Below are 23,844 nucleotides of genomic sequence, written 5' to 3'. Positions count from 1 at the left end.
ACAGATGCGTTTTTCCAGCGAATTCCTCGACGAGATCCGTGACCGCGTGCCGATTTCGGCCGTGGTGGGCCGCCGCGTGACCTGGGATCGCAAGAAGACCAATGTGTCGCGGCAGGACTACTGGGCCTGCTGCCCCTTCCATGGCGAAAAGAGCCCGAGCTTTCACTGCGAGGATCGCAAGGGCCGCTATCATTGCTTCGGCTGTGGCGTGTCCGGCGATCACTTCCGTTTCCTGACCGATCTTGAAGGCCTGAGCTTCGTCGAAGCCGTTCAGCAGGTCGCTGATATGGCCGGGATTGCCATGCCGCAGCCTGATCCGCAGGCGGAGCGGCGCGAGCGGGAGCGCACGACACTGCAGGACGTCATGGAGATGGCGACGCAGTTCTTCCAGGATCAGCTGCAGACGGCGAGTGGCGCGCGAGCGAGGGCTTACTTACGAGAGCGTGGTCTCTCGGGGCGGACCATCGAGACGTTCAGGCTTGGTTATGCGCCCGAAAGTCGCAATGCGCTGAAAGAATATCTGGCCTCCAAGGGCGTCCCAAAGGAGCAGATCGAGGCCTGCGGGCTCGTCGTGCATGGCCCTGATATCCCGGTCTCCTATGATCGCTTCCGCGATCGTATCATGTTCCCGATCCTGTCGTCGCGCGACAAGGTCATCGCCTTTGGCGGGCGCGCCATGGCGGCCGATGCGATGGCGAAGTATCTCAATTCCAACGAGACCGAGCTCTTTCACAAGGGCAATGTTCTTTACAATTTCTCCCGCGCTCGCCGGGCGATGCAGGGGGCTGACGGCGCCGATACCCTGATTGCGGTCGAAGGCTACATGGACGTGATCGCGCTCTATCAGGCCGGGATCGAGAATGCTGTCGCGCCGCTCGGCACGGCGCTAACCGAAAACCAGTTGCAGCTGATGTGGAAGACGACGCCGGTGCCGGTGCTTTGCTTCGACGGCGATGGAGCGGGGCAGCGGGCGGCGTTTCGCGCCGTCGATCTGGCTTTGCCGCACATCAAGCCGGGCCAGTCGCTCCGCTTTGCCATGCTGCCTGATGGCAAGGATCCGGATGATCTCGTCAAGCGCGATGGGCGCCAGCCTTTCGACCGTGTGCTGTCGGAGGCTCGTCCGCTCGCCGAAATGGTTTGGATGCGCGAAACGCAGGCCGGCGGCTTCGATACGCCGGAAAAGCGCGCCGAACTCGAAGCGAAGCTCAAGCAGATCGTCAACGTTATTGCCGACGAGAACGTGCGTCGCCACTATCAGCAGGATGTGCGTGACCGCCTCTATGCCTTCTTTAAGGGCAGTCAGCCCGGCCGCGGAGAACGTGGCAATTTCCAGGGCGGCGGCCGCGGACAGGGGCAGGATGGCCGAAATGGCGGCGGGCGTCCTCCCGGTCCCGTTGCCTCAAGCCGTGGCACGATTTCGGACCGGCTGGCGCGATCAGGCCTCGTGCGCGGCGCGCTCGATCAGCCGACGCTCAGGGAAAGCGTGCTGGCGCTGACCATCGTCAACCATCCGCAGTTGTTGGAGGGCGAGTATGATGAGGTTGCCGCGATCGATTACGAGCATGCGGGATTGCAGAAACTGTGGTCGTCGCTGCTGACGGCTGTTGCGGAAGCCGGTCCGTTGCTGAGCCGCGAAATCCTGATCCAGAAGCTTGAGGCCCACGGTCACGGCACGCTGCTGCGTAGTCTCGATCAGCAGATCCGCAATGCGAGGCTCTGGATCGCCACGGAAATTGCTGCGTCGGAGGATGCCCGTGAGGGCTATCGCCAGGCGCTTGCGCTTTACAAGCGGGCAAGGGCCTTGAAGCGTCAGCGCATGGAGTTGGAGCGGGAGATTGCCGAGGCGACCGAAACGGACGACGGCGCGCGCATCGAGCAGGTGATCAGCGCCTTGCATGAGGTGCAGCTCGAAGTGACGCGCATGGAAAACCAGGAAGCGATCATCGATGGCTTTGGCGTGATGTCTGGACGCGTCAAGGGACCAGCGACCGGGCACGGCTGATGTAATCGTTTGCATAAACCTGTTGCACTGCGGCGGCAAATGGGGGATTCAGGTCCTGTTCCATTGTTACCGGAAACAAGAGTGGCGCAGCACGAGTTCGATTTCATAGCCCGAAACGGGCGTAAGCTCCGCTCGTTCTGGCGCCTGCCGAATGCCGTCTGGTGGGTGGCAAGGATCGGAACCGCCGGTTATCCGCCGCGTATTCGTCGCAGGCTCGCGGTTACCAACATTATCGCCGCGATGGTCAGCCTGATGACCGTTCCCTACGTGCTGCTCTACGTGGCCTATGACTGGTATGGCCTGCTGCCGGCGATCATCGCCTTTTCTCCGCAGGTGATCTTCTACGCGCTCACCCCTTATTTTCACCGTTACGGACCGATTTCTGGGGCGCTTTACCTGTGCACGATCTGGCTGATCTTCGGGATCGGCTACTGCATGTTCTTCGGCCGGGACTCGGGGCTGCATTTCTATTTTCTGCCCGGGGCGGCGGCCTCCATGCTCGTCTTTGGAGCAGAGCGCCTGCTGCTTTCCGCCTTTGTCACCATCGTCGGTCTGGCTGCCTTTCTTGCGACCGAGATCCTCTTTGTGGCGCCGCTCGACTTCATCCGGGTCGAGCCTGTTTTTCTAAATACGCTCTACTACCTGACGGTCCCCTTTGCCTTTCTGCTGATCTTCACCACCTCCTTCTTCGCCTTCAAGGAAGCGGCCCAGGCAGAGATGGCGCTGGAATCCGAGCATGAGTTTTCAGAGCGGTTGCTGCAGAATATTCTGCCACAGGCCGTGGCAAGCCGACTTCGTGATCAAAGGACGCAGGTCGTTGCTGATCAGATTCCCTCTGCCACCATCCTGTTTGCCGATATCGTCGATTTCACGCCGAGGGCGGCACGCTGGCAGCCGCAACAAGTCATCGCCTTCCTTGGGCGAGTCTTCTCGCACTTCGATGCGATCGCGACCGCGCATGGGCTGGAGAAAATCAAGACGATTGGCGATGCCTACATGGTGGCCGGCGGCCTTCCCGAACCGAAGCCGGATCACGAGACAGCGGTCGCCCTGATGGCACTCGATATCATCGCCTGCTGTCGCAAGATTTCGGAACAGGTGGGAGAGGTGGTCGAGGTTCGCATCGGCCTCGACACCGGCCCGGTCGTCGCCGGCGTGATCGGCCCCAACAAGCTCCTTTACGATGTCTGGGGCGATACTGTGAATACGGCAGCCCATATGGAATCCCATGGCGTTGCCGGTCGTATTCAGGTCGCCGACTGCCTGAAGCAGCGCCTGGAGAGTCGTTTCGATTTCGAACTGCGTGGTGAGATCGACGTCAAGGGCAAGGGGCTGATGCGGGTCTGGTTCTTGACGGGTGTCAAGAGTGAGTCTCTCACCCCGACATGACTCGGCTCTTGCGGGTTTTGCCTCTTGTTTCTCGGGCCCGATGTCCTACATCTGCGAAGATCGGTGATAAAGACGCCGTTGAACGGCTTGTTTTGTTGATTTTCCCTGTCCGGCCGCCAGAAAGGCTTGACGCCAGGAAAAATTGTGGGAATCACCAATCTAAGCACACAAGGGTGAAGTGGGTTCGGACGGATCTCTGGTATGATGACCGGTCATGCAGACAAACGAATTTTCGGCGCTGCGACCGCAATGCCCATAGTTAAGCAGGAATTAAGCAACACTCCGTTAGGTCAGTGACAGCTATCCGCCCGGGTGAGTGGTTCGTCTCCCATTCCTCCGGCGGCAAGCCGCATGATCAGACGTCAGGGAAAGCGACAAGATAGATGGCATCGAAAGTCAAAGAAAACGAAGAAGCCGAAGGCGAACGCGACGGCGCGACGGACGGCCCGCTTCTCGATCTTTCCGATGACGCGGTCAAAAAGATGATCAAGGCCGCGAAAAAACGCGGCTATGTCACCATGGATGAATTGAACTCGGTTCTGCCGTCGGAGGAAGTGACCTCCGAGCAGATCGAGGACACCATGGCCATGCTTTCCGACATGGGTATCAACGTCATCGAAGACGAAGACGTGGATGAAGCTCAGAGCGGGGAAGACGACGCCGAGGAAGAAGGCGAAAGCGAAGGCGGCGAACTGGCGCCGACGGCCGGCACGGCTGTCGCGACCGCCAAGAAGAAAGAGCCGACCGACCGCACCGACGATCCGGTGCGCATGTATCTGCGCGAAATGGGCTCCGTCGAGCTTCTGTCGCGTGAAGGCGAAATCGCGATCGCGAAGCGCATCGAGGCTGGCCGCGAGACGATGATCTCCGGCCTCTGTGAGAGCCCGCTGACCTTCCAGGCGCTGATCATCTGGCGCGACGAACTCAACGAAGGCACGACGCTTTTGCGTGAGATCATCGATCTCGAAACCACCTATTCCGGTCCGGAAGCCAAGGCTGCTCCGCAGTTCCAGAGCCCGGAAAAGATCGAGGCCGACCGCAAGGCCGCCGAAGAGAAGGAAAAGGAGCGCGCCAAGCGCCGTCCGCAGGCCGCCTCCGGTGACGACGACGACATCACGGCCATCGGCGGCGAAGGCATGCCGCCGGAAGAAGAGGAAGAGGACGAGGACGAATCGAACCTTTCGCTGGCTGCGATGGAATCGGAACTGCGTCCGCAGGTCATGGAGACCCTCGACCTGATCGCCGACACCTACAAGAAGCTGCGCAAGCTGCAGGACCAGCAGGTGGAGGCGCGTCTTGCCTGTGCCGGCACGCTGTCATCCGGCCAGGAGCGTCGCTACAAGGAGCTGAAGGATCAGTTGGTCACGGCGGTCAAGTCGCTGTCGCTCAACCAGAACCGAATCGACAGCCTCGTCGAGCAGCTCTACGACATCTCCAAGCGCCTGATGCAGAATGAGGGCCGCCTGCTGCGTCTCGCTGAAAGCTACGGCGTCAAGCGTGACTCGTTCCTCGAACAGTACCAGGGTGCAGAACTCGATCCGAACTGGATGAAGTCGATCGCCAATCTTTCGGCGCGTGGCTGGAAGGATTTCGCCCGCGAGGAAAACCAGACGATCCGCGATATCCGTGGCGAAATCCAGAACCTTGCCACCGAAACCGGCATCTCGATCGCCGAGTTCCGTCGCATCGTGTCGATGGTCCAGAAGGGCGAGCGTGAAGCACGTATCGCCAAGAAGGAAATGGTCGAGGCGAACCTGCGTCTCGTCATTTCGATCGCCAAGAAGTACACGAACCGCGGCCTGCAGTTCCTCGACCTCATTCAGGAAGGCAATATCGGCCTGATGAAGGCGGTCGACAAGTTCGAGTATCGCCGCGGCTACAAGTTCTCGACCTATGCGACCTGGTGGATTCGTCAGGCGATCACCCGCTCGATCGCCGACCAGGCCCGCACGATCCGTATTCCGGTGCACATGATCGAGACGATCAACAAGATCGTCCGCACCTCGCGCCAGATGCTGCACGAAATCGGCCGCGAGCCGACGCCGGAAGAACTGGCCGAAAAGCTTGCCATGCCGCTCGAAAAGGTCCGCAAGGTTCTGAAGATCGCCAAGGAGCCGATCTCGCTCGAAACCCCCGTGGGTGACGAAGAGGATTCGCATCTCGGCGACTTCATCGAGGACAAGAACGCGCTGTTGCCGATCGACGCTGCCATTCAGGCGAACCTGCGTGAGACGACCACCCGCGTTCTCGCATCGCTCACACCGCGTGAAGAACGCGTCCTGCGCATGCGCTTCGGCATCGGCATGAACACCGACCACACGCTCGAAGAAGTCGGTCAGCAGTTCTCGGTTACCCGTGAACGTATCCGTCAGATCGAAGCGAAGGCGCTCCGGAAGCTGAAGCACCCGAGCCGGTCGAGGAAGCTTCGGAGCTTCCTGGATAGCTGAGCTGGACATGGATGTTTGACATCAGGACCCGTCGGAGCGATCCGGCGGGTTTTTTGCGCCAGCAACGCACTGGAGCTTGTCGGTAAGGCTCTTTCGCCTTACTCTTAGTGAAGAAGGAGCGGGTCATGACAAAGCTCAGCATCACAGCCAAGGGGCAGGTCACCCTCCGGAAGGAGGTTCTTCAACATCTCGGATTGCGGCCGGGAGACAAAGTCGCAGTCGACCTCTTGCCTGATGGTCGTGCAGCGCTGTCTGCGGTGCGATCCGAGAGGACCTTTGGTGATCTCGCCCAGATGCTTGAAGGGCGCACCAACGGCAGGAGCCTGTCCGTCGATGAATTGAATGAGGCGATCGCGTCTGCCGGTGCCCTTGCCGGCAAAGGTTCGGATCGTGTGCCATGAAAATCATAGCTGACACGAATGTCTTGCTGCGCGCCATCGTCGGCGACGATGTAGAGCAGTCGAAGGTCGCACTCGATATGTTGACGAAAGCCGGTCTGGTTGCCATTTCCCCTCAGGCACTTTGCGAGCTTGTCTGGGTTCTGGATCGGAGCTATGGCGTCCAGAAGGTCGATATCGCCCGAGTGGTTCGCAGTCTGCTTGAAACGAGCAACGTCGTCGTGGACCGTGCTCTGGCGCAGCACGGGCTTAATGTCCTCGAACAGGGTGGTGATTTCGCTGATGGCGTCATCGCTTTCTCCGGGCGGATGATGGGCGGGGAGGCTTTCGTTTCGTTCGACCGCAAAGCAGTGCGGATCGTCGAAGACGGTGGTAACGCGGCACGATTGCTTTCCTGACGCCTGGATGTCCTCTTTGCAGCTTCCACCTCCCTTTTTGCCGCAATCGTCGCTATGGATCGGATCATGAAGGATACCAAGACGACAGGCTGGCGGCGCTTCGGGGGAGGGCTGACCCTTTCTCTGCTGCTGCACGGGCTTGCAGTGGCCGTCTTTCTGTTGAGTTTCGATACTCCGATTGAGCTTCCGCCGGAGGAGCAGGCAGTCGAGGTGACGCTGGTTGCGCCACCGCCTGAACCGGAGCCTGAGGTCGAGCCGGAGGCTGCACCAGAGCCAGAGCCTGAGGCATCGGAGCCTCCGCCCGAAGAAACCGCAGAGGCCGAGCCGCCAGCACCCGAGCCCGAGCCGCCGGCACCAGAACCGGTCGCGGAACCCGAACCTGAAGTGCAGCCGGAACCCGTCGAGCAACCACCGGTGCCCGAACCAGAGCTGCCCGACGCAGCATCTGCCCCAATTCCCGTGCTGCGGCCGGTGGTGCGCTTTGGTGAGCGAGACAGCGGACCGGAGCTTTCTCGCGGGACAGAGGCCGAGGTCGAGACCGCCGAGGAGGCTCAGATGCAGGAAGAGGCGGATGAAGTCGCCGATGCTGCGCCGACACTGGCACAGCCCGAGATCACGCTGCCCGAAGCTCCGCCACTCGACGGAGTGCTGCCGGAGGCTGCCGCGGAGACCAATGACGGGGAAGGCGAGGCCGAGGCCTCTGCTCGGGAAGAGCCGACGGACCCCGCCGTCGTCGCGGCTATCTCCGAAGCGCGGCTTGAACCGCGTGAGGTGACGGAACTCTTCTCCTCGGCCATTTCAGGCGATCGGGCGGCGATGACGGCCATGGCCGGGCTGACGCGTCAGGAGCGCGGGGACCAGCTGTGCGGGACCGAGCTGAGCCAGCAGCTTCGCAACGGCACACCTGCCTATGTGCCGTATTTCCTGCCCATCCTGCGGCTGCGGGAGGGTAACGTGGTCGACGTGCCGCTCGCGGCCTTCCGAGATGTCAACGGCTCCTGGATCAACATTGCCGTGCGCTGCGAGGTTGACGACAATGCGACCGAGGTCGTGCGCTTCTCGCTGTCGGTGGGCAAGGCTGTTCCGCGCTCCGAATGGGCGGAGCGCGGCTTTCCCGACAGCTGAGGCCGAAGCCGTTAGCCGAGCGCCTTGCGGATGACCGCCATGAAGATGCGGGCGCCGATTGCGGTCAGGTCATCTGGATAGTCGTAGTCGGGATTGTGGAGGGCAGGGTGGCTCTCGCCGGCGCCGAGGAAGAACATGGCCGAGGGGCAGACGGCGCGCAGACGGCCGAAATCTTCCGATGCCCGCATGGGCAGGTTGCCTTCATCGAAGCGGATCCCTTCCGCCTGCAGTGCCGCCTCCAGATGATCAACGGCTTCCTGCGCATTCTCGCAGTGGAAGAAGATGTCGTGATAGCTGATGTCGTGTTGCAGCCCGGCGGTCCGCGAGGCCTCCATCACGAGTGTTTCCGCCCTTTCGCAGAGATGGGCCATCCGGTCGTCGACCAGGGTTCTGAGTGTTACCCAGATTTCCGCATCACCCGGCGCAATCCCGAAGGCCTGTTCGCCGAGCCAAGCGTGGGTGACAGTTGCCAGCGTGAAGTCCGTCGACGGCGGTGCGCCATGCGAGAGGGCTGTGAGCTCCGGCATCAGACGGGAGATGGCCGCCATCGGCGAAATGCCGGTTTCCGGCTGGGAGGCGTGGGCGGTCTTGCCCGAAAGCCTGATTTTCATGCCGCGCGAGGCGCAGTTCACCGGGCCACTCTTCAGCGCAACTGTGCCAAAGGCAAGGCCCGGCATGTTGTGCAGGGAATAGGCGAAATCCGGGCGGATTTCCTCGAAACGCGGATCGGCGAGCACGGCAGCGGCCCCGCTTCCGTCTTCTTCTGCCGGTTGCCACAGCAGCACCACGCGTCCCTTGCCGATGGGTTGCCGGGACAGGCCCCGGGCCAGCGCCAGAAGGATGGTCGAGTGACCGTCGTGGCCGCAAAGATGGCCCTTGCCTGCAATCGTCGAACGATGAGCGGATTGCGACTTTTCCTCGATCGGCAGGGCATCTAGTTCGGCGCGAATGAGAAGCGTGGGGCCCGTCAGTCCGCTGTCAAAGACGGCCGCAACGCCATGACCGCCGAGATCCGTGACGATCCGGGAGGGTCCGAGTGGCCGCAAGGCCTCGACCACGCGCCGGGCGGTTTCCCGCTCTTCGCCCGACACTTCCGGATAACGGTGCAGCTCGTGCCGAAAAGCCTGAAGCTCGATCACATCGCGGTTGGTCAGAAACATCGGCCCCTCCTCATGACATCCTGCATCCGGTCTATACCACCGCAGGCCGTCGCCCAAGTCGAAGCGGGCTCAAGTTCACAGGATCAGCTTAATGGCGATGGCTGCCATGACGAGGGCAATCAGGCCATCGAGAATACGCCAGGCGACGGGTCTCGCGAACAAGGGGGCAAGCAGGCGTGCGCCATAACCCAGGCTGAAGAAGAAGGTGAAGGATGCGGTCATCGCACCCAGCGCAAAGGCCGTCTCCTGTCCGGCATAGCGGGTCGATATCGAACCCAGCAGTACGACCGTATCGAGATAGACATGCGGATTGAGCCAGGTGAAGGCAAGGCAGGTGAGAAAGGCGGCTTTGAGGCTCGTTGCGGTGGTTTCGCCCGCCCGCAGGCTTGCAACCCCGCTCCATGCTGAATGGGCACTGCGTAGCGCATAGACGGTGAGGAAAGCGGCCCCGCCATAGCGCATCACCGGTTCCAGCCAGTCGAGGCGTGACAGAATCGTTGCAAAACCCGCGACACCCAAAGCGATGAGGATCGCATCGGAGATCGCGCAGGTGAGTACGAGCGGCAGGACATGTTCCCGCCGCAGACCCTGACGCAAGATGAAGGCGTTCTGCGCGCCGATCGCGACAATGAGGCTGAGACCGAGCAGGAACCCGGCGGTGGCGGCAGTGAACATGGCGAACTCCCGTTGACGATGCCGCTTTGACTAGTCGCCCTAGTCAAATTAGAACAGCTAATAAGTCTAATGCAGGATAAGGGTTTCTGATGTTTGATCCCGCTCAGCTCGCCGCCCTGTCTGCCGTTCTTCGCGCGGGCAGTTTCGAGCGTGCCGCCCAGATGCTGCATGTGACCCAATCGGCGATTTCACAGCGTCTGCGCCAGCTCGAGGAGCAGGTCGGCACATCGCTCGTCATCCGCTCCCAGCCATGCCGGGCGACCGAGGCCGGGGAGCGCCTGTTTCGTCATGCCGAAGAGGTGCGTCTCCTGGAACAGGGGGTGCGCCGTGATCTCGGGCTTTCTGCGCACACAGGCGGCGACGCTGCCGGCTTCCCGACGCTGCGGCTTGCCGTCAATGCCGACAGCCTGGCAACCTGGTTCGTGGCTGCCATGCAGGATATCGAGGGTGTCTTGTTCGATCTCGTCATCGACGATCAGGATCACAGTGCCGATTGGTTGAAGCGCGGCGAGGTGCGGGCTGCGATCAGCGGCTCGGCCAAACCGGTCCAGGGATGCGATTGCCGACCACTCGGAACGCTGCGCTATCTGGCGACCGCAAGCCCTCGGTTCATGGCGCAATGGTTCGAGGGTGACAGGGTGACTGCGGCCAGCCTCGGCCGGGCTCCCGTCATCACCTTCAACTCCAAGGACCGGCTTCAGGTCCGCTGGGCGGAGGAGGTGCTGGGTGTCGCAACAACTGGTCCGTCGCATTGGCTGCCCTCCAGCCACGCCTTTGTCGATGCGGCCATTGCCGGCCTTGGCTGGGGCATGAACCCCGAACTGCTTGCCGGTGCCGCTCTTTCCGATGGACGTCTGCGGGAAGTTGTGCCGGGAAAGCCGCTCGACGTGCCGCTCTACTGGCATGTCAGCCGCTCCGTGGCCGGCGCGATGAAACCGATCACCGAAGCCGTGATCCGTGCATCCGCCCGCGTGTTGCGTCCAATTCCGTGACGCCTGGGCGCCCGGGGGCGGCATCTTGCTTCCCGCGCTGACAGGCCTATCTTGTCTGAGAAGAAGGAGAGGCCCATGTCCCTGAAAGAACAGACACTTGCCGTCATCGATGCCCTCAATCGGCATGACTTCGATAGGCTTCTCGCAATGTTCGAGGAGGAGGCGGTGCTCGACCTGCCGGATGGGATCCGGGTGATCGGCCATGCCTCCTTCCGGGACACGCTGGCCGCTTATGTTCTGCGCCATGGCATCACGCTGTCGGATCATGTCGTGATGACGGATGCCGCAGGCTTTCGCGTTGCGGTGGAATGTACGCTGAACGGTTCGGACCGGCGCGACGCCGAGGGCGGCGCCGAGGCCGATGAGGGGCCATATGCCCTGCCAGCCGTCCTTGTGCTAGAGCGCGAGAGCGATCTGTTCCTTCGGCTCAGCCTCTATGCGGGAACGCGTCCTTAAGCGAGGCGCTCTTCAGCCGGTGCCGAGATAGGCTTCCAAGACAGTCACGATCATCGCATGATCCTCTTCCGACTTCAGGCCGGAGACGGTGATGGCCGCGACGACGCCGGTGCCTTCCACACGGACCGGAAAGCTGCCGCCGTGATCGGCATAGTCCATGGGATCGAGCCCGATATCCGCTGATACACTGCGGCCACGGGCGCGATTGAGTTCGCCGACCCGAAGGGAGGCCTTGTGCATGCGCAGCGTCACATTGCTCTTGCGGCGCGCCCAGTGGTCATTGTCCGGCGAGGCGCCGGGCAGGGCGGCGTGAAACAGCGTGCGGTCGGAGGTGCGGATATCGATGACCACGGGCGCCTTCTGCGATAGTGCCAGGTCTACGAGACGCTGACCGATATCGAGCGCCACGTTTTCGTCGAAGCTCTTGAAAACGAGCAGGCTTTCCTGTCTCTCGATGGTTTCGATCAGGCTCATGATGGACGGTCCTCCGTTTGTCGGCGCGAGACTACAGAGGGTGGTCCGGATAGGCTAGGGGTGGCGCCCGGTTCTCCCCGCCGAAGCATAAAGGGATATTTGAAATGGCAATGCAGCGACTGGTGATCGCCACGCGCGGACAGGGGCTTTACGAGTTCACGGATGGCGCCCGCAGATTTCTTGCGGACAGCGGCGCTGACGAGGGTGTCCTGACGATCTTCGTGCGCCACACCTCTTGTTCGCTTCTGATCCAGGAAAACGCCGATCCCTCCGTTCAGGTCGATCTCAAGGCCTTTTTCCGCCGCCTCGTGCCACCGACGACGGATCCGGCGATGAACTACATCACCCATCGCGACGAGGGGCCGGATGACATGCCGGCGCATATCAAGGCGGCTCTTCTGCCGGTGTCACTCTCCGTTCCCTTTTCCGAGGGGCGCCTGTTGCTCGGAACATGGCAGGGCATCTATCTCTTCGAACACCGCGACAGCCCGCATCGCCGAGAGGTCATCCTTCATGTCTGAGGGGTCGCGGTGCATCTGCCATGGCAAGGTGAACCGTGCCTGAATGACGGATTCGGACTGCGTTCAGTGAGGCGCATCTACTCTCTCCTCAATCGCTCGTAACGGCGGGATGGAAACCAAGGCGCCGGGATGCGCCAGTCCTAGGAGAGAGAAAATGATCGGCATGCTTCGCAAAATCGGTCTCGCAGCCATCGTCTCGGTCATGGCGACCACGGGCCTTGCCGGCACGGCTTCGGCCGACAGCTTCGGCTGGGGTGTCTATATCGAAGGTCCCCGCCATGGCGGCCCCGGCTGGGATCGCCCCGGCCACCGCCCGGGTTGGGACCGTCCGGGCTGGGATGGGCCCCGTCGCGGTGAATGCCGTCCGCATCAGGCCGTGGAAAAGGCGCGCTGGAACGGTTTGCGCCGCGCCTTCGTCGCCGATGTGACGCCGCGGCGCGTGGTGGTGGCCGGTGTGCGTCACGGCGGTCGCGACCGGATGGTCTTCGCCAATGTCCGCGGCTGCCCGGTCATTCGCCACTGACGCCATGGCTGCGGAGCCGATCGGCTTTCGCCCGAACGCGTGAGCCTTGATCGCCCGCAGCCCGGGCCATGCAACAAGGGGCCAGACAAGACCCCGGCTGCATGGCCCGACTTTTTCATATCGGTTGATCCCGATGCCTTGAAGACGCCCGAATCGATTGTCATATCAGCGTCAACCCGCTGGTCCGGGCCCCTCTGGCAAGAGCCTCCGGCGCTCTTGCGATGTCGGACCTTTTTCGACACCGCTGCCGGTCCAAGGACCAGTCCATGAGACACCACCACTCCATCCTGATTTCACCGGGGCGTTTCCCGGCCCATGACGCTGCCCATCCTCGCCCAGGCATGCCGAAGCCGCGTATTCGCCAGCCGATTCCGCATGGTCTGATGTCGGCGAGGTCGGAGACCTTCCGATGATCGGTGACTGGATCGCATCGCTTTTTGCCGCATTTGTCATCGATCCTGTCGAAGCAGATATCCGCCAGAGGCTCGAGGAGATGCAGGCGCCCGTCCAGGTCGTTGCCCAGGTGGGTGACTGTCTTCGCACGACCGGCCCTGCGCTCGTCGATCGCGCGAGCGGTGATCTGTGGTGGGCCGCGACAACGGCAATATCGGTGACGACCGGGCTTACAAGCCCGGCAGAATTGCTCGATGCCAACAATGCGGCCTGCGCGCCTGTCGCCAACTATCTCATCTCCGCAGAAGCGGAAGCCTGATTCATGACCGAGGAGGAAAATCGATCCATGACGCTGACCATTGTGAAGACCGTCGCCCAATCCGCTCACCCGCATGAGGACGATGGCCTCGGCAGCATCCGTGCCCGCCGCAATCTCCTTGCCGGCTACTGGGCCGGCTCGCTGATCGGCTTCACCGGCGACGACCTCGGCCGCTATGCTCGCGATCTACACGCCGTCGATCACGTGGTGACAGGCGACGGCGACGTGATCGCGCGGCTGTCGCGGGATCTGGCGACCGCCGGGCACTCGTTGAGCAAGACCGATATCGAGGCGGCACTGCGCCGTTTCCACGCCCAGGCGCTGAAGGACACCGGCTGCACGGAATAAGCGGTCGGTCTAAAGCCTGTCCAGATGGGCAATCGCGTGGCGCCGCTCAGGCGTCGTTCGATGATTGCCCGATCTGGCGTTGTTTCCGGCGCAAGACACGCTACACTCCCCCTGTCACCATCAACGCGCTCGGGGAGGAGCACTGTCATGAGACGTATGTGGCCGGAGGAATTCAGTTCACTTCTCGATGGTGCGGAGGAGGTCACACTGACCAGTCCGGCACGAACCCGTGAGGATGGTGCGCATAGTGAAGCGATCCGTCGCCAGGCACTCAAGGTGCGCCTGACGCAGGCCGACTTCGAGCGAATCTGGCCACTTGCGGAAGCGCGCTACCGCCTGCAGGGCCAGCGGAGCGGCAAAGCAATCACCCTGATCGTCAACAATCCCCACTATGGTCAATGGCACCCCGCCGACGGCGGCACGGTCGAAAGCGTCTCCGACGGCGGCCGTCCCTACTCGACACACTATGTCGTGGTGCATTTCCTGCTCGACGACGTTCGCGAGACGGCGGACGCCTGAAGATTGCGGTCACTAGACGGATCGTCTGTTTGGCCGGGCTACGATCTCTGACGGTTGCCGACCTTGCGCGGTCGGCAACTCCTTCTGTGTGCCACTCACCAATACATTGGAGGTGTCGAGCAACAGCATGGGGCTTGCCTCGGCCGCCTGCTGCATTGCCGCTTCCGTTTGCTCGTTAACGTTAAATTATGCATCTCTAAAAAGATCTTGCGCATAGATGCATTTGTGACTAACAGACCGTTAACGGCGCGGATGGCTGCTGCCGCATTCTCAGAGGTTCCCCTTATGTATGGTAATAAAGCGTTGTTCGCTGCTGCGGCAGTGACGGTTCTCTTCGGCTTGAATTCGGAAGCAGTGGCTAAGCAGACACGCGCTCAATTGGTTTCCATGGCGAACAGTGCCTGCGAAGCAGCACTCATGTCTGGTGACCTTGCGGCGCTGGAAAAGGTCCGGAAAGAATACAAATCGGTCGTTACCGCCTGTTCCGCTCGCGCATCCACAGCCGCAGCACCCGCTTCCCGTACCGGTTCTTCCGAAGGCGGCGCTCGCAGCGAAAGGTCATTTGTCGAGGCTGTCTTTGGTGGCTTTGGCGGAGGTGCCGCGGTCAACTCTGGCAGCGGTTCTGGTGCCACGGAGGTCGCTGACAATTCCAGCGGCGGGCAGGCGACCGATGACAGTACTGGCGGCCCAAATGACGGTGACGCTGGCGCAGACACTGGCACGGGTGGCGGCACCGAAAGCGGACCCGACGGCGGTGGCAATGCCCGCGGCGGCAACCGCGGCAACGGCGGTGGCAATGGCGGTGGCAATGGGACTGCTAATGAAGGCAATGCCGCCAAAAGCGACAACGCCCCCAGCGATGGCAATCGGGGTGTCGGCGGCGGCAATGGCGGCGGCAATGGAGTTGCCAGCGAAGGTCAGGCCGACAAGAGTGACTCCAACGACAACGGCAATAACAACAGCGGTAACAACGGCAAAAGCGAGAATGCCGGTGGAAACGGGAACGGACCTAAAAAGGACTGATATCAGTCTTTGAGTTTCGAGCTTTTGGGCCGGGGAACGGACACCCCGGCCTTTTTTTCGAACTCATGTCGCTGGACGGGCGTTGGCATGTTCGCTCAGAAACTTGCCTGCTGCGCCATGTTCGAGCGGCCATCGCAAGGTTTGATATACTGACTTGCATATGAGTAAGGCATCACCTTCAGCTTGGCACTCAGACCGCCATTGGCTTCCAGCCACTTATGCACCCATTTGGGGTATTTCTTCATCATGAAGTTCGCCGCAACCTGGTTGCCTCGTCGATCGCTGCCGAACGGCAGGTGGAACCCGAACTTGGCTGCAGTGGTAATGCATGTCTGGGCTTTGTTGAGCCCGAGGTAGATGGTGCAGGCGGAATCACAGCGCCCAGCGAACTTTACCAGACGCCGAGACTTTTCCATTTTCAGCATATCGATCGCATAGTCGATCACGTAGCCGCCGCGGTCGTGACGGATCACATGCTCATTGCCCGTGCGCGGCACAGCGTTGGCGTTGAAAGCCGACAGAGAGAGAGCGACCGCGGTCAGTGTCAGGCTGAATTTCGAAATGGTCATAGGTGCCTCCGTTGAAGACACTTTGGACACAGAGCGCTGAACTTCAGGTCAAACTGACAGTTACAATTTTAGACAGTGCTCGGTTGTTGTTTGTCACTAGATACTGGAAAACCGGGAATATCCGGGAAGATCTGGGATAAGGTGAAAAGCGCTGCAATTACAGTGTGTTTCGCTATACGGCGCGGGATCCGCGATCGACGCGATTTGACAGAAGGAGGCGCAATACTGTGTCATCCTGCTTCGTTCTGCCAGATTGGAACTCGACCTTCAAGCGCGGCTTCAGAAATTGTCGAAATGGCTTTAAGGCGTCTTCAAAGGCTTGAAAAATAACGAACTCGTTTCTTCAGAGGCATTCTTCATGCGCCGCTTTCGGGCGACGAAACTGGTGCGAAATCCAATTTTAAGAATGAAGTTAGTTCATTCTTGGATGAAAACAGATATTTTACAACAGGTTAGCGCCCGTTTTCGGCGAATTCAAGAATGAAGCATTAGCGGAGACGACCGGCGTTTCGACATCCCTTCGGCGGATCTCCATCAACCTTAATTGATAACTCTAACGCTCAAACTCTGGTTGCGGGGAGTTGATCCTCAACCGTAGTTTTGCGCTCATGTATCCGCTGGGTTTGTTACAATCATGAAGCCGAGCGTTTGCCGGTACCGGGCACGACGTTGAGGATGCGCTGTTTGTGCTCTTCGGCCAGCACGGCCAGAGCCGCCTCGACCATGGGTCGGTCGCGCAGGTCGACGATCCGAGTGAGAAGGGCGCTGTAGAGTATCGAGGCTTCCTCGGCGATCTGGCTGCCAGTTGCTGGCCGGCCAATTTCCTTGCAGATCCGCTCAGTCACTGCCCAGGCGCGCGCCATGGCCCAGGGGTCAATGGCCGTGCTTGGCGGCGGCGCTTGCGACGGATCGTCGAACGGCTCTCCCTCGCCTGTGATGAGCCAAGATAGGCTTACGCCGTGGCGCATCCGATATTCCGACAGCGCTAGAGCGTCAGGCGTCCGATCGCCCCTCTCATAATAGCCCAACATTGGCTCAGTCAGGCTCACGGTTTCAGCAAACGCCGCTCTCCGATTAGCAAATCCCAACCTTTCACGGACCTCAAGTAGTCGCTCACCCAGTGGCGTCTTTGAAGGCTTCGGTTTCTTTCCCAAAATTCGTCGATCTCACAAAACGGTATTTACTATCTACCAAATTGTGATATCCCTTTCTGTGTTCGCAGATTTCACCACTCCAAAAAAGGAGGCCGGCCAGGGCCTCCCACTTGGTCTCGAAGGAATTGTTTATGCATCGCGATGCTTCCGCAGACAAGACACAGCGTCGACGGCTGGAAGAGGTGGCCCGGATCAAGTCCCGGCTCATCCTTGCCAAGCTGACGCTTTCGCAAATCGACAAGGCCTATGGGCTACCCGCCGGGACGGCGGGTAATGCCGTTCACGAGCCGCATCTCGCAGGCGAGCGCGCCATTGCGGCTGCGCTCAAGACGCGCCCGGAGATGCTGTGGCGCTCGCGCTACCATGCAGACGGGCAGAGACGGAGCCCGCAGCCTGCGGAGAACTATCGCTACGGGCGACGCCCGAGCCCGCAGATGGAGGCCGCGTGATGGATGAAAACCAACAGTCCATCAGTGACTTTCTTGGCGAAGTTGCCGAAGAGATCGACCGCAAAACTGAAAAGCGATCCAAAGCTGAGATTGCGCTCATGTCTGCTTATCTGGGCGCGAGGCGGGTGCTTGATTCCGGGCAAGCGAAGGCTGCTATCGATCTCGCAGAGGCGAGTATCGCTTGTGTCAGCCGACGTTCTTCAGGGCGGAGGCATCTCAAACACTCAAGCTATGCTCAACGCCCCACTCCCTCTGAGGAACCACTTACCGATCAGGAACCTGAGGTCGACCCAGATCTCCCTCCTGTTCGCTCTCTTTCGAAACAAGAACTGGCCGAAATCTACGGGGTTCATCAGGCTGCGGCTGGAGAAGGGGGGCAGGAATGATGCTTTCCATGATCTGCAAAAGCCTCTCACGGTCGATCGAGGGACACACAGTCTCGCCTTGCGCGGTCAAGCTTTCGTCCAGGCGCGGCATCGCCTTTCTGAATCCATCAATTGAAAAGCTCGGCAAAAGAACTTCGAGCGTGATCAACAGGTGCTTGATGATCCGTTCTTGTGCCACCAGCGCTTCGGTCAATGTGGGTTCTTCCACATCTGGCAGTTCCTCGTCCGTGTGTATGCCCGTCAAATCTTCCAAGTGGGACATTTGCCGCTCCAGCTCCGCCAGCCTCAATTCAGTGAGGCGTTTCGCCTTCCGATTTCTTCTTCTGATCATCACAAACCTCCGTGATCTGAATACGCTTGCAGGGTTCCGCATTTTCAGGTTGCTGCCAATGCCTAAAGAGCAGCGAAAAATAGACAATCGGAACCCCTTCATTCCCAGCCTCTCCCCGGTGTGCCGCCTGGCCGATGCAGCGCTTTTGTTCAGCGTCGTGCTGTTCGGCCTGGTGGCCGCTGGAGCGGTGGTGCTGCGGCAGATCGGAGGCTGACCATGACGGCCAAGCATAGCCATCCACCGCTCGAATGCGTGGCGCTGCAGGAGAAGTACGAGGGAGAAGTTCTCGCGACTTCAGAAGGGCGGACCCTCGTCATAGGATCAATCTCGATTGACCTGCGGATCGGCGAGGATCGCTCCTATGATGCCGTGGCCGGCGTCTTCGAGGAGCTTCTGTCGGGTGCCCGACAGGCGTTCACCGCATTCCTTATTGAGGAGAAAATCCGGTGATCGACGTCTGCGACCAGGAAGCGATTTATGAGGCGACGGTGCAGGTCTGCCTTGTCGCGGTGCAGGAAGGTTTTCCGCATCTGACCATACGCGACATCATCGACCCGCCGCATGACTGGTTTGATGCCGCTCTTGCCCGGCAGATCGTCATGCATCTCATCATCCGGGAATTCTCCTGGCCGAAACGGCGCGTGGTGGCGATGGAAGAGCGCTCCCGCGAGGCCATCAACCGTGCGCTCAGAACCATCGATCAGCGCATGCGCAACGACCGCTTTGCCGGTCACTATCTCGACATGGCCGAGCGCGCGCAGACGCTCCTTCACGGCCTGATCCACGGCACATCTTCAATCGATTACAGCGAGGTTGCCTGATGGCTACGCTCAAGACCATTCTGATCAGCCAGATCCATGTGGGCGAACGCGCCCGTCCGGTTGACGAAGATCATGCGCTTGCAATTGCCGGATCGATGGTCGATCGCGGCCTGATCAATCCGATCACGGTGCGGTCCACACCGGCTGCCAATGGCGGCGCAACACCCTACACACTGGTTGCCGGCGGACATCGGCTGCGGGCCGCCGAGCTTAACGGCTGGGACGAGATCGATGTTCTCGTGGTTTCAACCGATGTTGCGGAAGCGCAGCTTATCGAGATCTCGGAGAACCTGTTTCGCAACGAGCTATCCGCGCTCGACCGGGGTATTTTCGTCGTCAAGTTCCGCGAGATATTCGAGGAGAAGCACGGGAAAATCGCACGTGGCGGCGATCGGAAATCAAAGGGTCACGGTGACCCTTTGATCTTTGCGCCCGGGAAACACCTTTCTGAGCGCGTGCAGGAGCGACTCGGAATTGGTCCGAAAACGTATCAGCGCGCCACCAGCATCGGCCTGAAACTCACACCCGCTCTCCGCGCTGCGGTGCGGGGCACGCCTGCGGAGGACGACCAGAACCTGCTGCTGAAACTTGCTTCGCTGCCGGAAACCGAGCAGGCGGGCATTGTCGGCGCGCTGAAGGTCGAGCCCGACATCTACAAGGCACTGGACATTCTGAAGCCGGAAAAGGTGAAAGCCGATCCGCAGGACGCGATCTTCGACAAGGTTGTGAAGCTGCTTCAAGGGGCCGATGACGCCACCCTGCAACGCATTCTCGACCATATCGGCGAGAGCCGCGATCTCTCATTTCTGGAGAGTGCGGCATGACAAAGATCGACCCCTGCCAGCTGGACTTCTTTCACGAGCCGCTGTTCCCCGTTCGCCAGGCGCATGGCCGGCTCGATCTCGACCGCTACCGGGCGCAAATGAAGCGCGCGATGGCGCGGGCGATCCGCGAATGCCCCTATGACCGACCGACGATTGCAGCACGCATGGCCCAATATCTCGGCCTCGGCTCGATCAGCAAGTCGGTGATCGATGCCTATACGGCGGAAAGCAAGACCGGCCACGACATCACTCTCCCCCGATTTGCAGCCTTTGTGCATGCAACCGGCGCTGTGTGGCTATGGGACGAAGCGGCGCGGATGCAGGGTGTGACCATGCTGATCGGCGAGGAAGCACTGCTTGCCGAAATCGCCTATCGCCAGCAGGAGCAGAGGCGACTTGCTGCGGAGCTTCGAGCTTTGACCTCACGGCCGATCGGCATTTCCTCGCGGGGCAAGCGCTGATGAAGAAGATCTCCATTATCGGCCAGATTGCCGAAATCGAGCGAGAGATCGCCATGCGGGAGCGCGTTTATCCCGAGCGGGTTCGCACCGGCAAGATGCGCCAGGCAGAGGCCGAGATGCTGATGGAGCGGGCGCTCGCCATCCGGGCCACGCTGATGTTCTGCCGCGAGCATGAGGCCGATATCCGTGCCTTCATGGCGTCAAGGGCGGAGGTTCGCCGGGGATGAGGGAGTGGTTCACAGTGCCCGAGCTGGCGGAGCTGATGCTGCCAGACATGCCGAAAACAGAGCGCGGCATCCACGATATGGCCATTCGCCAGAACTGGCGCGGTGGATCGCTTTGCCGCAAGCGAGAGCGCCGGGGCGGCGGTCTGGAGTTTCATATGTCGCTTCTGCCGCATCGTGCCCAGGTGAAGCTCGCGGCTATCACATCCGTTGACACTGCGCGGGAAGAGAGCCGCGAGAGGCGCAAGGCTCTCTACTGGACACACTGGGATGCGATGACGGATGACCAGCGGCAGATTTGCCATGCGCGTCTCCATGTCATCCGCACAGTCGATGAGGCTTTTGCCCTCAATCGCGCCATCGGGCGTGTCGAGACGGTCGAAGAAACGCTTGCGCGGGAGCTCGAACCCTTCGGCGTATCGTTCAGCACCTATTACGACTGGCGCAAAGCTTTGCACGATGTCGATTCGGAAGACTGGCTGCCTGCTCTTGCTCCCAAATACTTCGCCACCGGCGAGGTGCGCGGACCCAAGGCAGACATTCATCCCGATGCCTGGGCTGCCTTGAAATCCGACTTTCTCAGGCCTGAAAAGCCGGGATTTTCGGCCTGCTACCGACGTGTCGAGGCTGCTGCGAAAAAGCATGGATGGGGTCGGCTTCCATCAGAGCGGGCGTTGCGCCGTCGCATGGACAGCGAAGTCGACAAGGTTGTGCAGGCCTATGCCCGCGAGGGCGCAAAGAAGGCCGAGGCGCTCTATCCGCCGCAGGTTCGCACCAAGGATCACCTGCATGCGATGGAGCTGGTGAATACGGACGGACACCAGATCGACCTATTTGTGAAAGTGCCGTGGAAGCCCCTGAAACCGGTGCGGCTGATCCTGCTCGGCATTCAGGACATCTTCTCGGGCAAGATCCTGTCATGGCGGCTTTCCGAGGCCGAGACATGGGACGTGGTCAGAGCCTGCATCGGCGACATGATCGAAGATTTCGGCATCCCGAAACACTTCTACATGGACAATGGCCGCGCCTTCGCGAGCCAGGCGATTTCTGGCGGAGCGAAGCACCGCAACAGGTTCCGCAAGGCGAAGGTCAACCGCTTCAGCATCGACGAAGAAGAGGTCGGCGGTATCCTGAAGAATTTCGGCGTCGATCCGCACTTCACAAGGCCTTATGCCGGCCAGTCGAAGCCGATCGAGCGGGCCTGGAAAGACCTGGCCGAGGAGATATCAAAGCACCCCGCGATGTCTGGCGCCTATACGGGCAACAAGCCAGACGCCAAGCCCGAGAACTATCGCAAGCGCGCTATTCCACTCGATGTCCTGCAGGCGCATGTGGCCGAGCGGATTGCCGAGCACAATGCGCGCACGGGCCGGAAGTCGGACACCGCCAAGGGCCGCAGTTTTGACCAGACGTTTGAAGAGAGCATGGCGCATCCCGCAACGATCGTGACGCGGGCGACAGCGGCCCAGCGCGATTTCTGGCTTCTGGCCGAAAAGATTGTCCAGGTGCGGAAGAACCGCGGCGAGGTCCACTACCTCAACAACATCTACTGGTCAGCTGACCTCACCGCATGGTGTGGCAAGAAGGTCAAGATCCGCTTCGATCCGGACAAACTGCATGAGCCGGTGAAGGTCTATGCGCCGAACGGAAAGCTGATCTGCGAGGCCGCGTGCACGCAGAAGGGCCGGTTCAACGATGTCGAAGCCGCCAATATCCACAACCGCAATCGCAAGGCCTTCCTGAAGCTGCAGAAGGCACGGGCCGATCTGCATCGTGTCCTGTCAGCGGACCAGTTGGCCGATGTCTACAGCGCCGGGGAGCCAGCAGAGCCCAAGCAGAAGAAGCCAGTCCGCTCTGCCGTGACGCGGGCCTTTACCGGCAATCTGGCTGTGAAGGCCCAGAGCGATGTCTTCAGCGATGATGAATTCGAGGCGGGTCTTGCCGACGCGCTCTCCAGTCTTTCGGGCGACGGCTCGATCATTCCATTCCCGACTGGGAATAGGCCGGGAGGTATTGCGTCCGGCCGCAACCGCAGAACCGAAAAATAGTGCGTACGGTTCCCATCAAAAAAAAGCGGCCGGGGTGATGCCCCGGCCAACAAACAGGCCCGAGGGCCATACACAAGGGACCACTGTAATGAATGACATGATGGGCGCAAGCCCCAATAGCAGGTGGCACGAACCGGAGCCTTCCCAGAGGTTCCTCGCCAAGCACTCCCCTGAAGAGGTCGCGGTCTGGCGCGATCTGCGTTCTCGCGTGGTGGATATTGCCGCCAAGTCCGGCTGGACGAAGAGCGAAACCGGGCGGCGCATGGGGATCAAGGAGAGCACCTTCTCCCAATGGATTTCGGGTACCCTGGAGGGCATCCTCGAAAACACCAACACGCCGGTTATGCGGTGGCTCGACGGGTTGGAAGACAGTGCAGGGATTGTTTCTGTTCTGCCTCAGTCGCCGGGTTTCCTGATGACCTATGCGGCCGCTGAAATCCACCGCACTCTGACATTGGCACAGACCTTGCCGGGTTTCGTGACTGTTACTCTCGATGCAGGCCGAGGCAAGACGGTGGCATGCGAGGAGTTTGCGCGCGACAAGCCGACCGTCCACATGGTGACGCTGCACGAGAAGGCAAGCACTGTTACTGGAGCAATCAACATGCTTGCGCGCCAGATGGGTGTGCGGGTGTTCAATCAGGGCGAAGTGGTCGAGATCGTCGGTGAAAAGCTGAAGCGCTCTGGCAACTCGCTTCTGATCGTCGATGAGGCACAGCATGCGGACCGGCGCGCTGTCAACCAGTTCCGCCATTTCTCCGATCGCTACAAGACGGGTGTTGCCCTTGTCGGCAATGCCGATATCCGTCGCCGCATCAATCAGGAGGGGCCGAACGCGGCCAGTCGCGACCAGATTGTCAGCCGTATCGATAAAAACCTGAAGCGCGACCCAGGCAAGGCCGAGGATGTTCGCACCTTCATCGAAGCCTGGGGCGTGACCGATGCTTCTTGTGTGCGGTTTCTGACGGGGCTCGGCATGAAGGGCGGCGCACTGCGCCAGATCGACCGGACAATCAAGATCGCTTGCCTTGCTGCGAAACGTCCTCCCGGAGAGCTTGAGAAAAAGCACATCGAAGCTGCATGGCGCAATCGCGATGTGGAGGATGTTTGATGCGTCCACTCCCAAAGCCCAGCAAGGAGCTGGATCGGATCGTCCGCCAGCTTCGTCCGCACATCGGGAGCGAGGAAGTGACGCTCCCAGGCGCTTCTTTCGACATGCTTGTTAGCATGCTGATCAACATTCGCAAGATGGCAGAAAACCTTGAGCGGGAGGCGGGGGCTCTAAGGCTTGCCGAGGCCTCCCGCCACGGCAGGGCTGCTGTCGAGAAGTTGGCAACAGAACAGTTCGAAGCACTGGTGATTGATCCTGACGGCAAGATCATCCGTCCCGAGTTCGGGAAGGGAGGCAAGTGATT

The 23,844-nt window shown here is 60.6% G+C and carries 30 protein-coding genes; 25 read left to right on the top strand and 5 right to left on the bottom strand.

The annotated features are described in order from the left end of the window. Positions 1-4: 4 nt before the first annotated feature. The 6 genes from dnaG (at position 5) to D4A92_RS20000 (ending at position 7,759) form a co-directional block, all read left to right on the top strand. The gene (dnaG, locus tag D4A92_RS20025; RefSeq protein WP_203016828.1) at positions 5-2,002 is read left to right on the top strand and encodes a DNA primase; all 1,998 of its coding nucleotides are present in this window, start codon (positions 5-7) and stop codon (positions 2,000-2,002) included. 81 nt (positions 2,003-2,083) lie between these two features. Further along, a complete protein-coding gene (locus D4A92_RS20020; RefSeq protein ID WP_203016826.1) occupies positions 2,084-3,391 on the top strand; it encodes an adenylate/guanylate cyclase domain-containing protein in 1,308 nt (435 codons plus the stop codon). A gap of 383 nt (positions 3,392-3,774) precedes the next feature. Then, positions 3,775-5,838 (top strand): RNA polymerase sigma factor RpoD, encoded by a 2,064-nt coding sequence (rpoD, locus tag D4A92_RS20015; RefSeq protein WP_203016825.1) that lies wholly within the window; start codon positions 3,775-3,777, stop codon positions 5,836-5,838. Positions 5,839-5,963: 125 nt separating this feature from the next. Further along, a complete protein-coding gene (locus D4A92_RS20010; protein WP_203016823.1) occupies positions 5,964-6,239 on the top strand; it encodes an AbrB/MazE/SpoVT family DNA-binding domain-containing protein in 276 nt (91 codons plus the stop codon). Continuing rightward, positions 6,236-6,634 (top strand): type II toxin-antitoxin system VapC family toxin, encoded by a 399-nt coding sequence (locus tag D4A92_RS20005; protein ID WP_203016821.1) that lies wholly within the window; start codon positions 6,236-6,238, stop codon positions 6,632-6,634. The genes D4A92_RS20010 and D4A92_RS20005 overlap by 4 nt, the downstream gene beginning before the upstream one ends. 66 nt (positions 6,635-6,700) lie before the next feature. Next, the gene (locus D4A92_RS20000; RefSeq protein WP_203016819.1) at positions 6,701-7,759 is read left to right on the top strand and encodes a DUF930 domain-containing protein; all 1,059 of its coding nucleotides are present in this window, start codon (positions 6,701-6,703) and stop codon (positions 7,757-7,759) included. Positions 7,760-7,770: 11 nt separating this feature from the next. Here the strand turns inward: D4A92_RS20000 and D4A92_RS19995 are convergent, their stop codons facing one another. Continuing rightward, positions 7,771-8,919, bottom strand: coding sequence for an amidohydrolase (locus D4A92_RS19995; RefSeq protein WP_203016816.1), 1,149 nt, complete (start codon positions 8,917-8,919; stop codon positions 7,771-7,773). 75 nt (positions 8,920-8,994) lie between these two features. Further along, the gene (locus tag D4A92_RS19990) at positions 8,995-9,594 is read right to left on the bottom strand and encodes a LysE/ArgO family amino acid transporter (RefSeq protein WP_203016815.1); all 600 of its coding nucleotides are present in this window, start codon (positions 9,592-9,594) and stop codon (positions 8,995-8,997) included. Positions 9,595-9,683: 89 nt separating this feature from the next. On the opposite strand from D4A92_RS19990, the gene D4A92_RS19985 reads away from it, so the two are divergent. Both D4A92_RS19985 and D4A92_RS19980 read left to right on the top strand, forming a co-directional pair. After that, positions 9,684-10,586 (top strand): LysR family transcriptional regulator ArgP, encoded by a 903-nt coding sequence (locus D4A92_RS19985; protein WP_203016813.1) that lies wholly within the window; start codon positions 9,684-9,686, stop codon positions 10,584-10,586. A gap of 75 nt (positions 10,587-10,661) precedes the next feature. Beyond that, positions 10,662-11,042, top strand: coding sequence for a YybH family protein (locus D4A92_RS19980; RefSeq protein WP_203016811.1), 381 nt, complete (start codon positions 10,662-10,664; stop codon positions 11,040-11,042). Positions 11,043-11,054: 12 nt separating this feature from the next. Here D4A92_RS19980 and D4A92_RS19975 read toward each other — a convergent pair whose 3' ends face one another. Next, complete coding sequence (locus D4A92_RS19975) at positions 11,055-11,516, bottom strand: heme-degrading domain-containing protein (protein WP_203016809.1); 462 nt, start codon at positions 11,514-11,516, stop codon at positions 11,055-11,057. 104 nt (positions 11,517-11,620) lie between these two features. On the opposite strand from D4A92_RS19975, the gene D4A92_RS19970 reads away from it, so the two are divergent. The 6 genes from D4A92_RS19970 (at position 11,621) to D4A92_RS19945 (ending at position 15,162) form a co-directional block, all read left to right on the top strand. Next, on the top strand, positions 11,621-12,037 hold the full coding sequence (locus D4A92_RS19970; protein ID WP_203016808.1) for a secondary thiamine-phosphate synthase enzyme YjbQ: 417 nt from the start codon (positions 11,621-11,623) through the stop codon (positions 12,035-12,037). A 154-nt stretch (positions 12,038-12,191) separates the two neighbouring features. Further along, complete coding sequence (locus D4A92_RS19965) at positions 12,192-12,560, top strand: hypothetical protein (RefSeq protein WP_425958871.1); 369 nt, start codon at positions 12,192-12,194, stop codon at positions 12,558-12,560. Between the two features lie 409 nt (positions 12,561-12,969). After that, positions 12,970-13,272: a hypothetical protein gene (locus D4A92_RS19960; protein WP_203016806.1), complete on the top strand. Its 303-nt coding sequence runs from the start codon at positions 12,970-12,972 to the stop codon at positions 13,270-13,272. A 27-nt stretch (positions 13,273-13,299) separates the two neighbouring features. Continuing rightward, positions 13,300-13,620, top strand: a complete 321-nt coding sequence (locus D4A92_RS19955) for an ATPase inhibitor subunit zeta (RefSeq protein ID WP_203016804.1) — start codon at positions 13,300-13,302, stop codon at positions 13,618-13,620. A 147-nt stretch (positions 13,621-13,767) separates the two neighbouring features. Next, a complete protein-coding gene (locus D4A92_RS19950) occupies positions 13,768-14,139 on the top strand; it encodes a hypothetical protein (RefSeq protein WP_203016803.1) in 372 nt (123 codons plus the stop codon). 54 nt (positions 14,140-14,193) lie between these two features. Further along, on the top strand, positions 14,194-15,162 hold the full coding sequence (locus D4A92_RS19945; RefSeq protein ID WP_203016801.1) for a hypothetical protein: 969 nt from the start codon (positions 14,194-14,196) through the stop codon (positions 15,160-15,162). Positions 15,163-15,257: 95 nt separating this feature from the next. On the opposite strand, the gene D4A92_RS19940 is transcribed toward D4A92_RS19945, so the two are convergent. Beyond that, the gene (locus tag D4A92_RS19940) at positions 15,258-15,731 is read right to left on the bottom strand and encodes a hypothetical protein (protein WP_203016799.1); all 474 of its coding nucleotides are present in this window, start codon (positions 15,729-15,731) and stop codon (positions 15,258-15,260) included. A 632-nt stretch (positions 15,732-16,363) separates the two neighbouring features. Further along, positions 16,364-16,699 carry a hypothetical protein gene (locus tag D4A92_RS19935; protein WP_203016798.1) on the bottom strand — a complete coding sequence of 112 codons (336 nt, stop codon included), beginning with the start codon at positions 16,697-16,699 and terminating at the stop codon, positions 16,364-16,366. Positions 16,700-17,016: 317 nt separating this feature from the next. Between D4A92_RS19935 and D4A92_RS19930 the strand changes: the two genes are divergently transcribed. The 11 genes from D4A92_RS19930 to D4A92_RS19880 are packed head-to-tail and all read left to right on the top strand — an operon-like array spanning position 17,017 to position 23,842. After that, positions 17,017-17,334, top strand: coding sequence for a helix-turn-helix domain-containing protein (locus D4A92_RS19930; protein ID WP_203016797.1), 318 nt, complete (start codon positions 17,017-17,019; stop codon positions 17,332-17,334). Beyond that, a complete protein-coding gene (locus tag D4A92_RS19925; RefSeq protein WP_203016796.1) occupies positions 17,334-17,720 on the top strand; it encodes a hypothetical protein in 387 nt (128 codons plus the stop codon). The genes D4A92_RS19930 and D4A92_RS19925 overlap by 1 nt, the downstream gene beginning before the upstream one ends. Further along, positions 17,717-18,265 (top strand): hypothetical protein, encoded by a 549-nt coding sequence (locus tag D4A92_RS19920; RefSeq protein ID WP_203020097.1) that lies wholly within the window; start codon positions 17,717-17,719, stop codon positions 18,263-18,265. Before D4A92_RS19925 ends, D4A92_RS19920 begins: the two co-directional genes overlap by 4 nt. A gap of 2 nt (positions 18,266-18,267) precedes the next feature. Then, entirely contained in the window at positions 18,268-18,501 is a 234-nt protein-coding gene (locus D4A92_RS19915; protein WP_203016795.1) for a hypothetical protein, read from the top strand. After that, positions 18,498-18,872, top strand: a complete 375-nt coding sequence (locus tag D4A92_RS19910; protein ID WP_203016794.1) for a hypothetical protein — start codon at positions 18,498-18,500, stop codon at positions 18,870-18,872. Before D4A92_RS19915 ends, D4A92_RS19910 begins: the two co-directional genes overlap by 4 nt. Next, entirely contained in the window at positions 18,872-19,696 is an 825-nt protein-coding gene (locus D4A92_RS19905; RefSeq protein ID WP_203016793.1) for a ParB N-terminal domain-containing protein, read from the top strand. The genes D4A92_RS19910 and D4A92_RS19905 overlap by 1 nt, the downstream gene beginning before the upstream one ends. Continuing rightward, a complete protein-coding gene (locus D4A92_RS19900; protein WP_203016792.1) occupies positions 19,693-20,157 on the top strand; it encodes a hypothetical protein in 465 nt (154 codons plus the stop codon). The genes D4A92_RS19905 and D4A92_RS19900 overlap by 4 nt, the downstream gene beginning before the upstream one ends. Further along, positions 20,157-20,384, top strand: a complete 228-nt coding sequence (locus tag D4A92_RS19895) for a hypothetical protein (protein WP_203016791.1) — start codon at positions 20,157-20,159, stop codon at positions 20,382-20,384. The genes D4A92_RS19900 and D4A92_RS19895 overlap by 1 nt, the downstream gene beginning before the upstream one ends. After that, positions 20,381-22,429, top strand: coding sequence for a transposase domain-containing protein (locus D4A92_RS19890; RefSeq protein WP_203016789.1), 2,049 nt, complete (start codon positions 20,381-20,383; stop codon positions 22,427-22,429). Before D4A92_RS19895 ends, D4A92_RS19890 begins: the two co-directional genes overlap by 4 nt. After that, positions 22,395-23,540 carry an AAA family ATPase gene (locus tag D4A92_RS19885; RefSeq protein ID WP_203016788.1) on the top strand — a complete coding sequence of 382 codons (1,146 nt, stop codon included), beginning with the start codon at positions 22,395-22,397 and terminating at the stop codon, positions 23,538-23,540. The genes D4A92_RS19890 and D4A92_RS19885 overlap by 35 nt, the downstream gene beginning before the upstream one ends. Beyond that, positions 23,540-23,842, top strand: a complete 303-nt coding sequence (locus D4A92_RS19880) for a hypothetical protein (RefSeq protein WP_203016787.1) — start codon at positions 23,540-23,542, stop codon at positions 23,840-23,842. Before D4A92_RS19885 ends, D4A92_RS19880 begins: the two co-directional genes overlap by 1 nt. The last annotated feature ends 2 nt before the right edge of the window (positions 23,843-23,844 follow it).

It is taken from the genome of Rhizobium rosettiformans (assembly GCF_016806065.1).
Classification (GTDB): domain Bacteria; phylum Pseudomonadota; class Alphaproteobacteria; order Rhizobiales; family Rhizobiaceae; genus Allorhizobium.
Note: the sequence above shows the minus strand (reverse complement) of the source record. Positions and strands in the feature narration are given on the sequence as shown.

Bases quoted from the DNA above. Each gene is read 5' to 3' on its own strand.
- dnaG (WP_203016828.1), top strand. From the start codon at position 5: ATGCGTTTTTCCAGCGAATTCCTCGACGAGATCCGTGACCGCGTGCCG.
- rpoD (WP_203016825.1), top strand. From the start codon at position 3,775: ATGGCATCGAAAGTCAAAGAAAACGAAGAAGCCGAAGGCGAACGCGAC.
- D4A92_RS20010 (WP_203016823.1), top strand. From the start codon at position 5,964: ATGACAAAGCTCAGCATCACAGCCAAGGGGCAGGTCACCCTCCGGAAG.
- D4A92_RS20005 (WP_203016821.1), top strand. From the start codon at position 6,236: ATGAAAATCATAGCTGACACGAATGTCTTGCTGCGCGCCATCGTCGGC.
- D4A92_RS20000 (WP_203016819.1), top strand. From the start codon at position 6,701: ATGAAGGATACCAAGACGACAGGCTGGCGGCGCTTCGGGGGAGGGCTG.
- D4A92_RS19995 (WP_203016816.1), bottom strand. From the start codon at position 8,919: ATGTTTCTGACCAACCGCGATGTGATCGAGCTTCAGGCTTTTCGGCAC.
- D4A92_RS19990 (WP_203016815.1), bottom strand. From the start codon at position 9,594: ATGTTCACTGCCGCCACCGCCGGGTTCCTGCTCGGTCTCAGCCTCATT.
- D4A92_RS19985 (WP_203016813.1), top strand. From the start codon at position 9,684: ATGTTTGATCCCGCTCAGCTCGCCGCCCTGTCTGCCGTTCTTCGCGCG.
- D4A92_RS19980 (WP_203016811.1), top strand. From the start codon at position 10,662: ATGTCCCTGAAAGAACAGACACTTGCCGTCATCGATGCCCTCAATCGG.
- D4A92_RS19975 (WP_203016809.1), bottom strand. From the start codon at position 11,516: ATGAGCCTGATCGAAACCATCGAGAGACAGGAAAGCCTGCTCGTTTTC.
- D4A92_RS19970 (WP_203016808.1), top strand. From the start codon at position 11,621: ATGGCAATGCAGCGACTGGTGATCGCCACGCGCGGACAGGGGCTTTAC.
- D4A92_RS19965 (WP_425958871.1), top strand. From the start codon at position 12,192: ATGATCGGCATGCTTCGCAAAATCGGTCTCGCAGCCATCGTCTCGGTC.
- D4A92_RS19960 (WP_203016806.1), top strand. From the start codon at position 12,970: ATGATCGGTGACTGGATCGCATCGCTTTTTGCCGCATTTGTCATCGAT.
- D4A92_RS19955 (WP_203016804.1), top strand. From the start codon at position 13,300: ATGACGCTGACCATTGTGAAGACCGTCGCCCAATCCGCTCACCCGCAT.
- D4A92_RS19950 (WP_203016803.1), top strand. From the start codon at position 13,768: ATGAGACGTATGTGGCCGGAGGAATTCAGTTCACTTCTCGATGGTGCG.
- D4A92_RS19940 (WP_203016799.1), bottom strand. From the start codon at position 15,731: ATGACCATTTCGAAATTCAGCCTGACACTGACCGCGGTCGCTCTCTCT.
- D4A92_RS19935 (WP_203016798.1), bottom strand. From the start codon at position 16,699: ATGCGCCACGGCGTAAGCCTATCTTGGCTCATCACAGGCGAGGGAGAG.
- D4A92_RS19930 (WP_203016797.1), top strand. From the start codon at position 17,017: ATGCATCGCGATGCTTCCGCAGACAAGACACAGCGTCGACGGCTGGAA.
- D4A92_RS19925 (WP_203016796.1), top strand. From the start codon at position 17,334: ATGGATGAAAACCAACAGTCCATCAGTGACTTTCTTGGCGAAGTTGCC.
- D4A92_RS19920 (WP_203020097.1), top strand. From the start codon at position 17,717: ATGATGCTTTCCATGATCTGCAAAAGCCTCTCACGGTCGATCGAGGGA.
- D4A92_RS19915 (WP_203016795.1), top strand. From the start codon at position 18,268: ATGACGGCCAAGCATAGCCATCCACCGCTCGAATGCGTGGCGCTGCAG.
- D4A92_RS19905 (WP_203016793.1), top strand. From the start codon at position 18,872: ATGGCTACGCTCAAGACCATTCTGATCAGCCAGATCCATGTGGGCGAA.
- D4A92_RS19900 (WP_203016792.1), top strand. From the start codon at position 19,693: ATGACAAAGATCGACCCCTGCCAGCTGGACTTCTTTCACGAGCCGCTG.
- D4A92_RS19895 (WP_203016791.1), top strand. From the start codon at position 20,157: ATGAAGAAGATCTCCATTATCGGCCAGATTGCCGAAATCGAGCGAGAG.
- D4A92_RS19890 (WP_203016789.1), top strand. From the start codon at position 20,381: ATGAGGGAGTGGTTCACAGTGCCCGAGCTGGCGGAGCTGATGCTGCCA.
- D4A92_RS19880 (WP_203016787.1), top strand. From the start codon at position 23,540: ATGCGTCCACTCCCAAAGCCCAGCAAGGAGCTGGATCGGATCGTCCGC.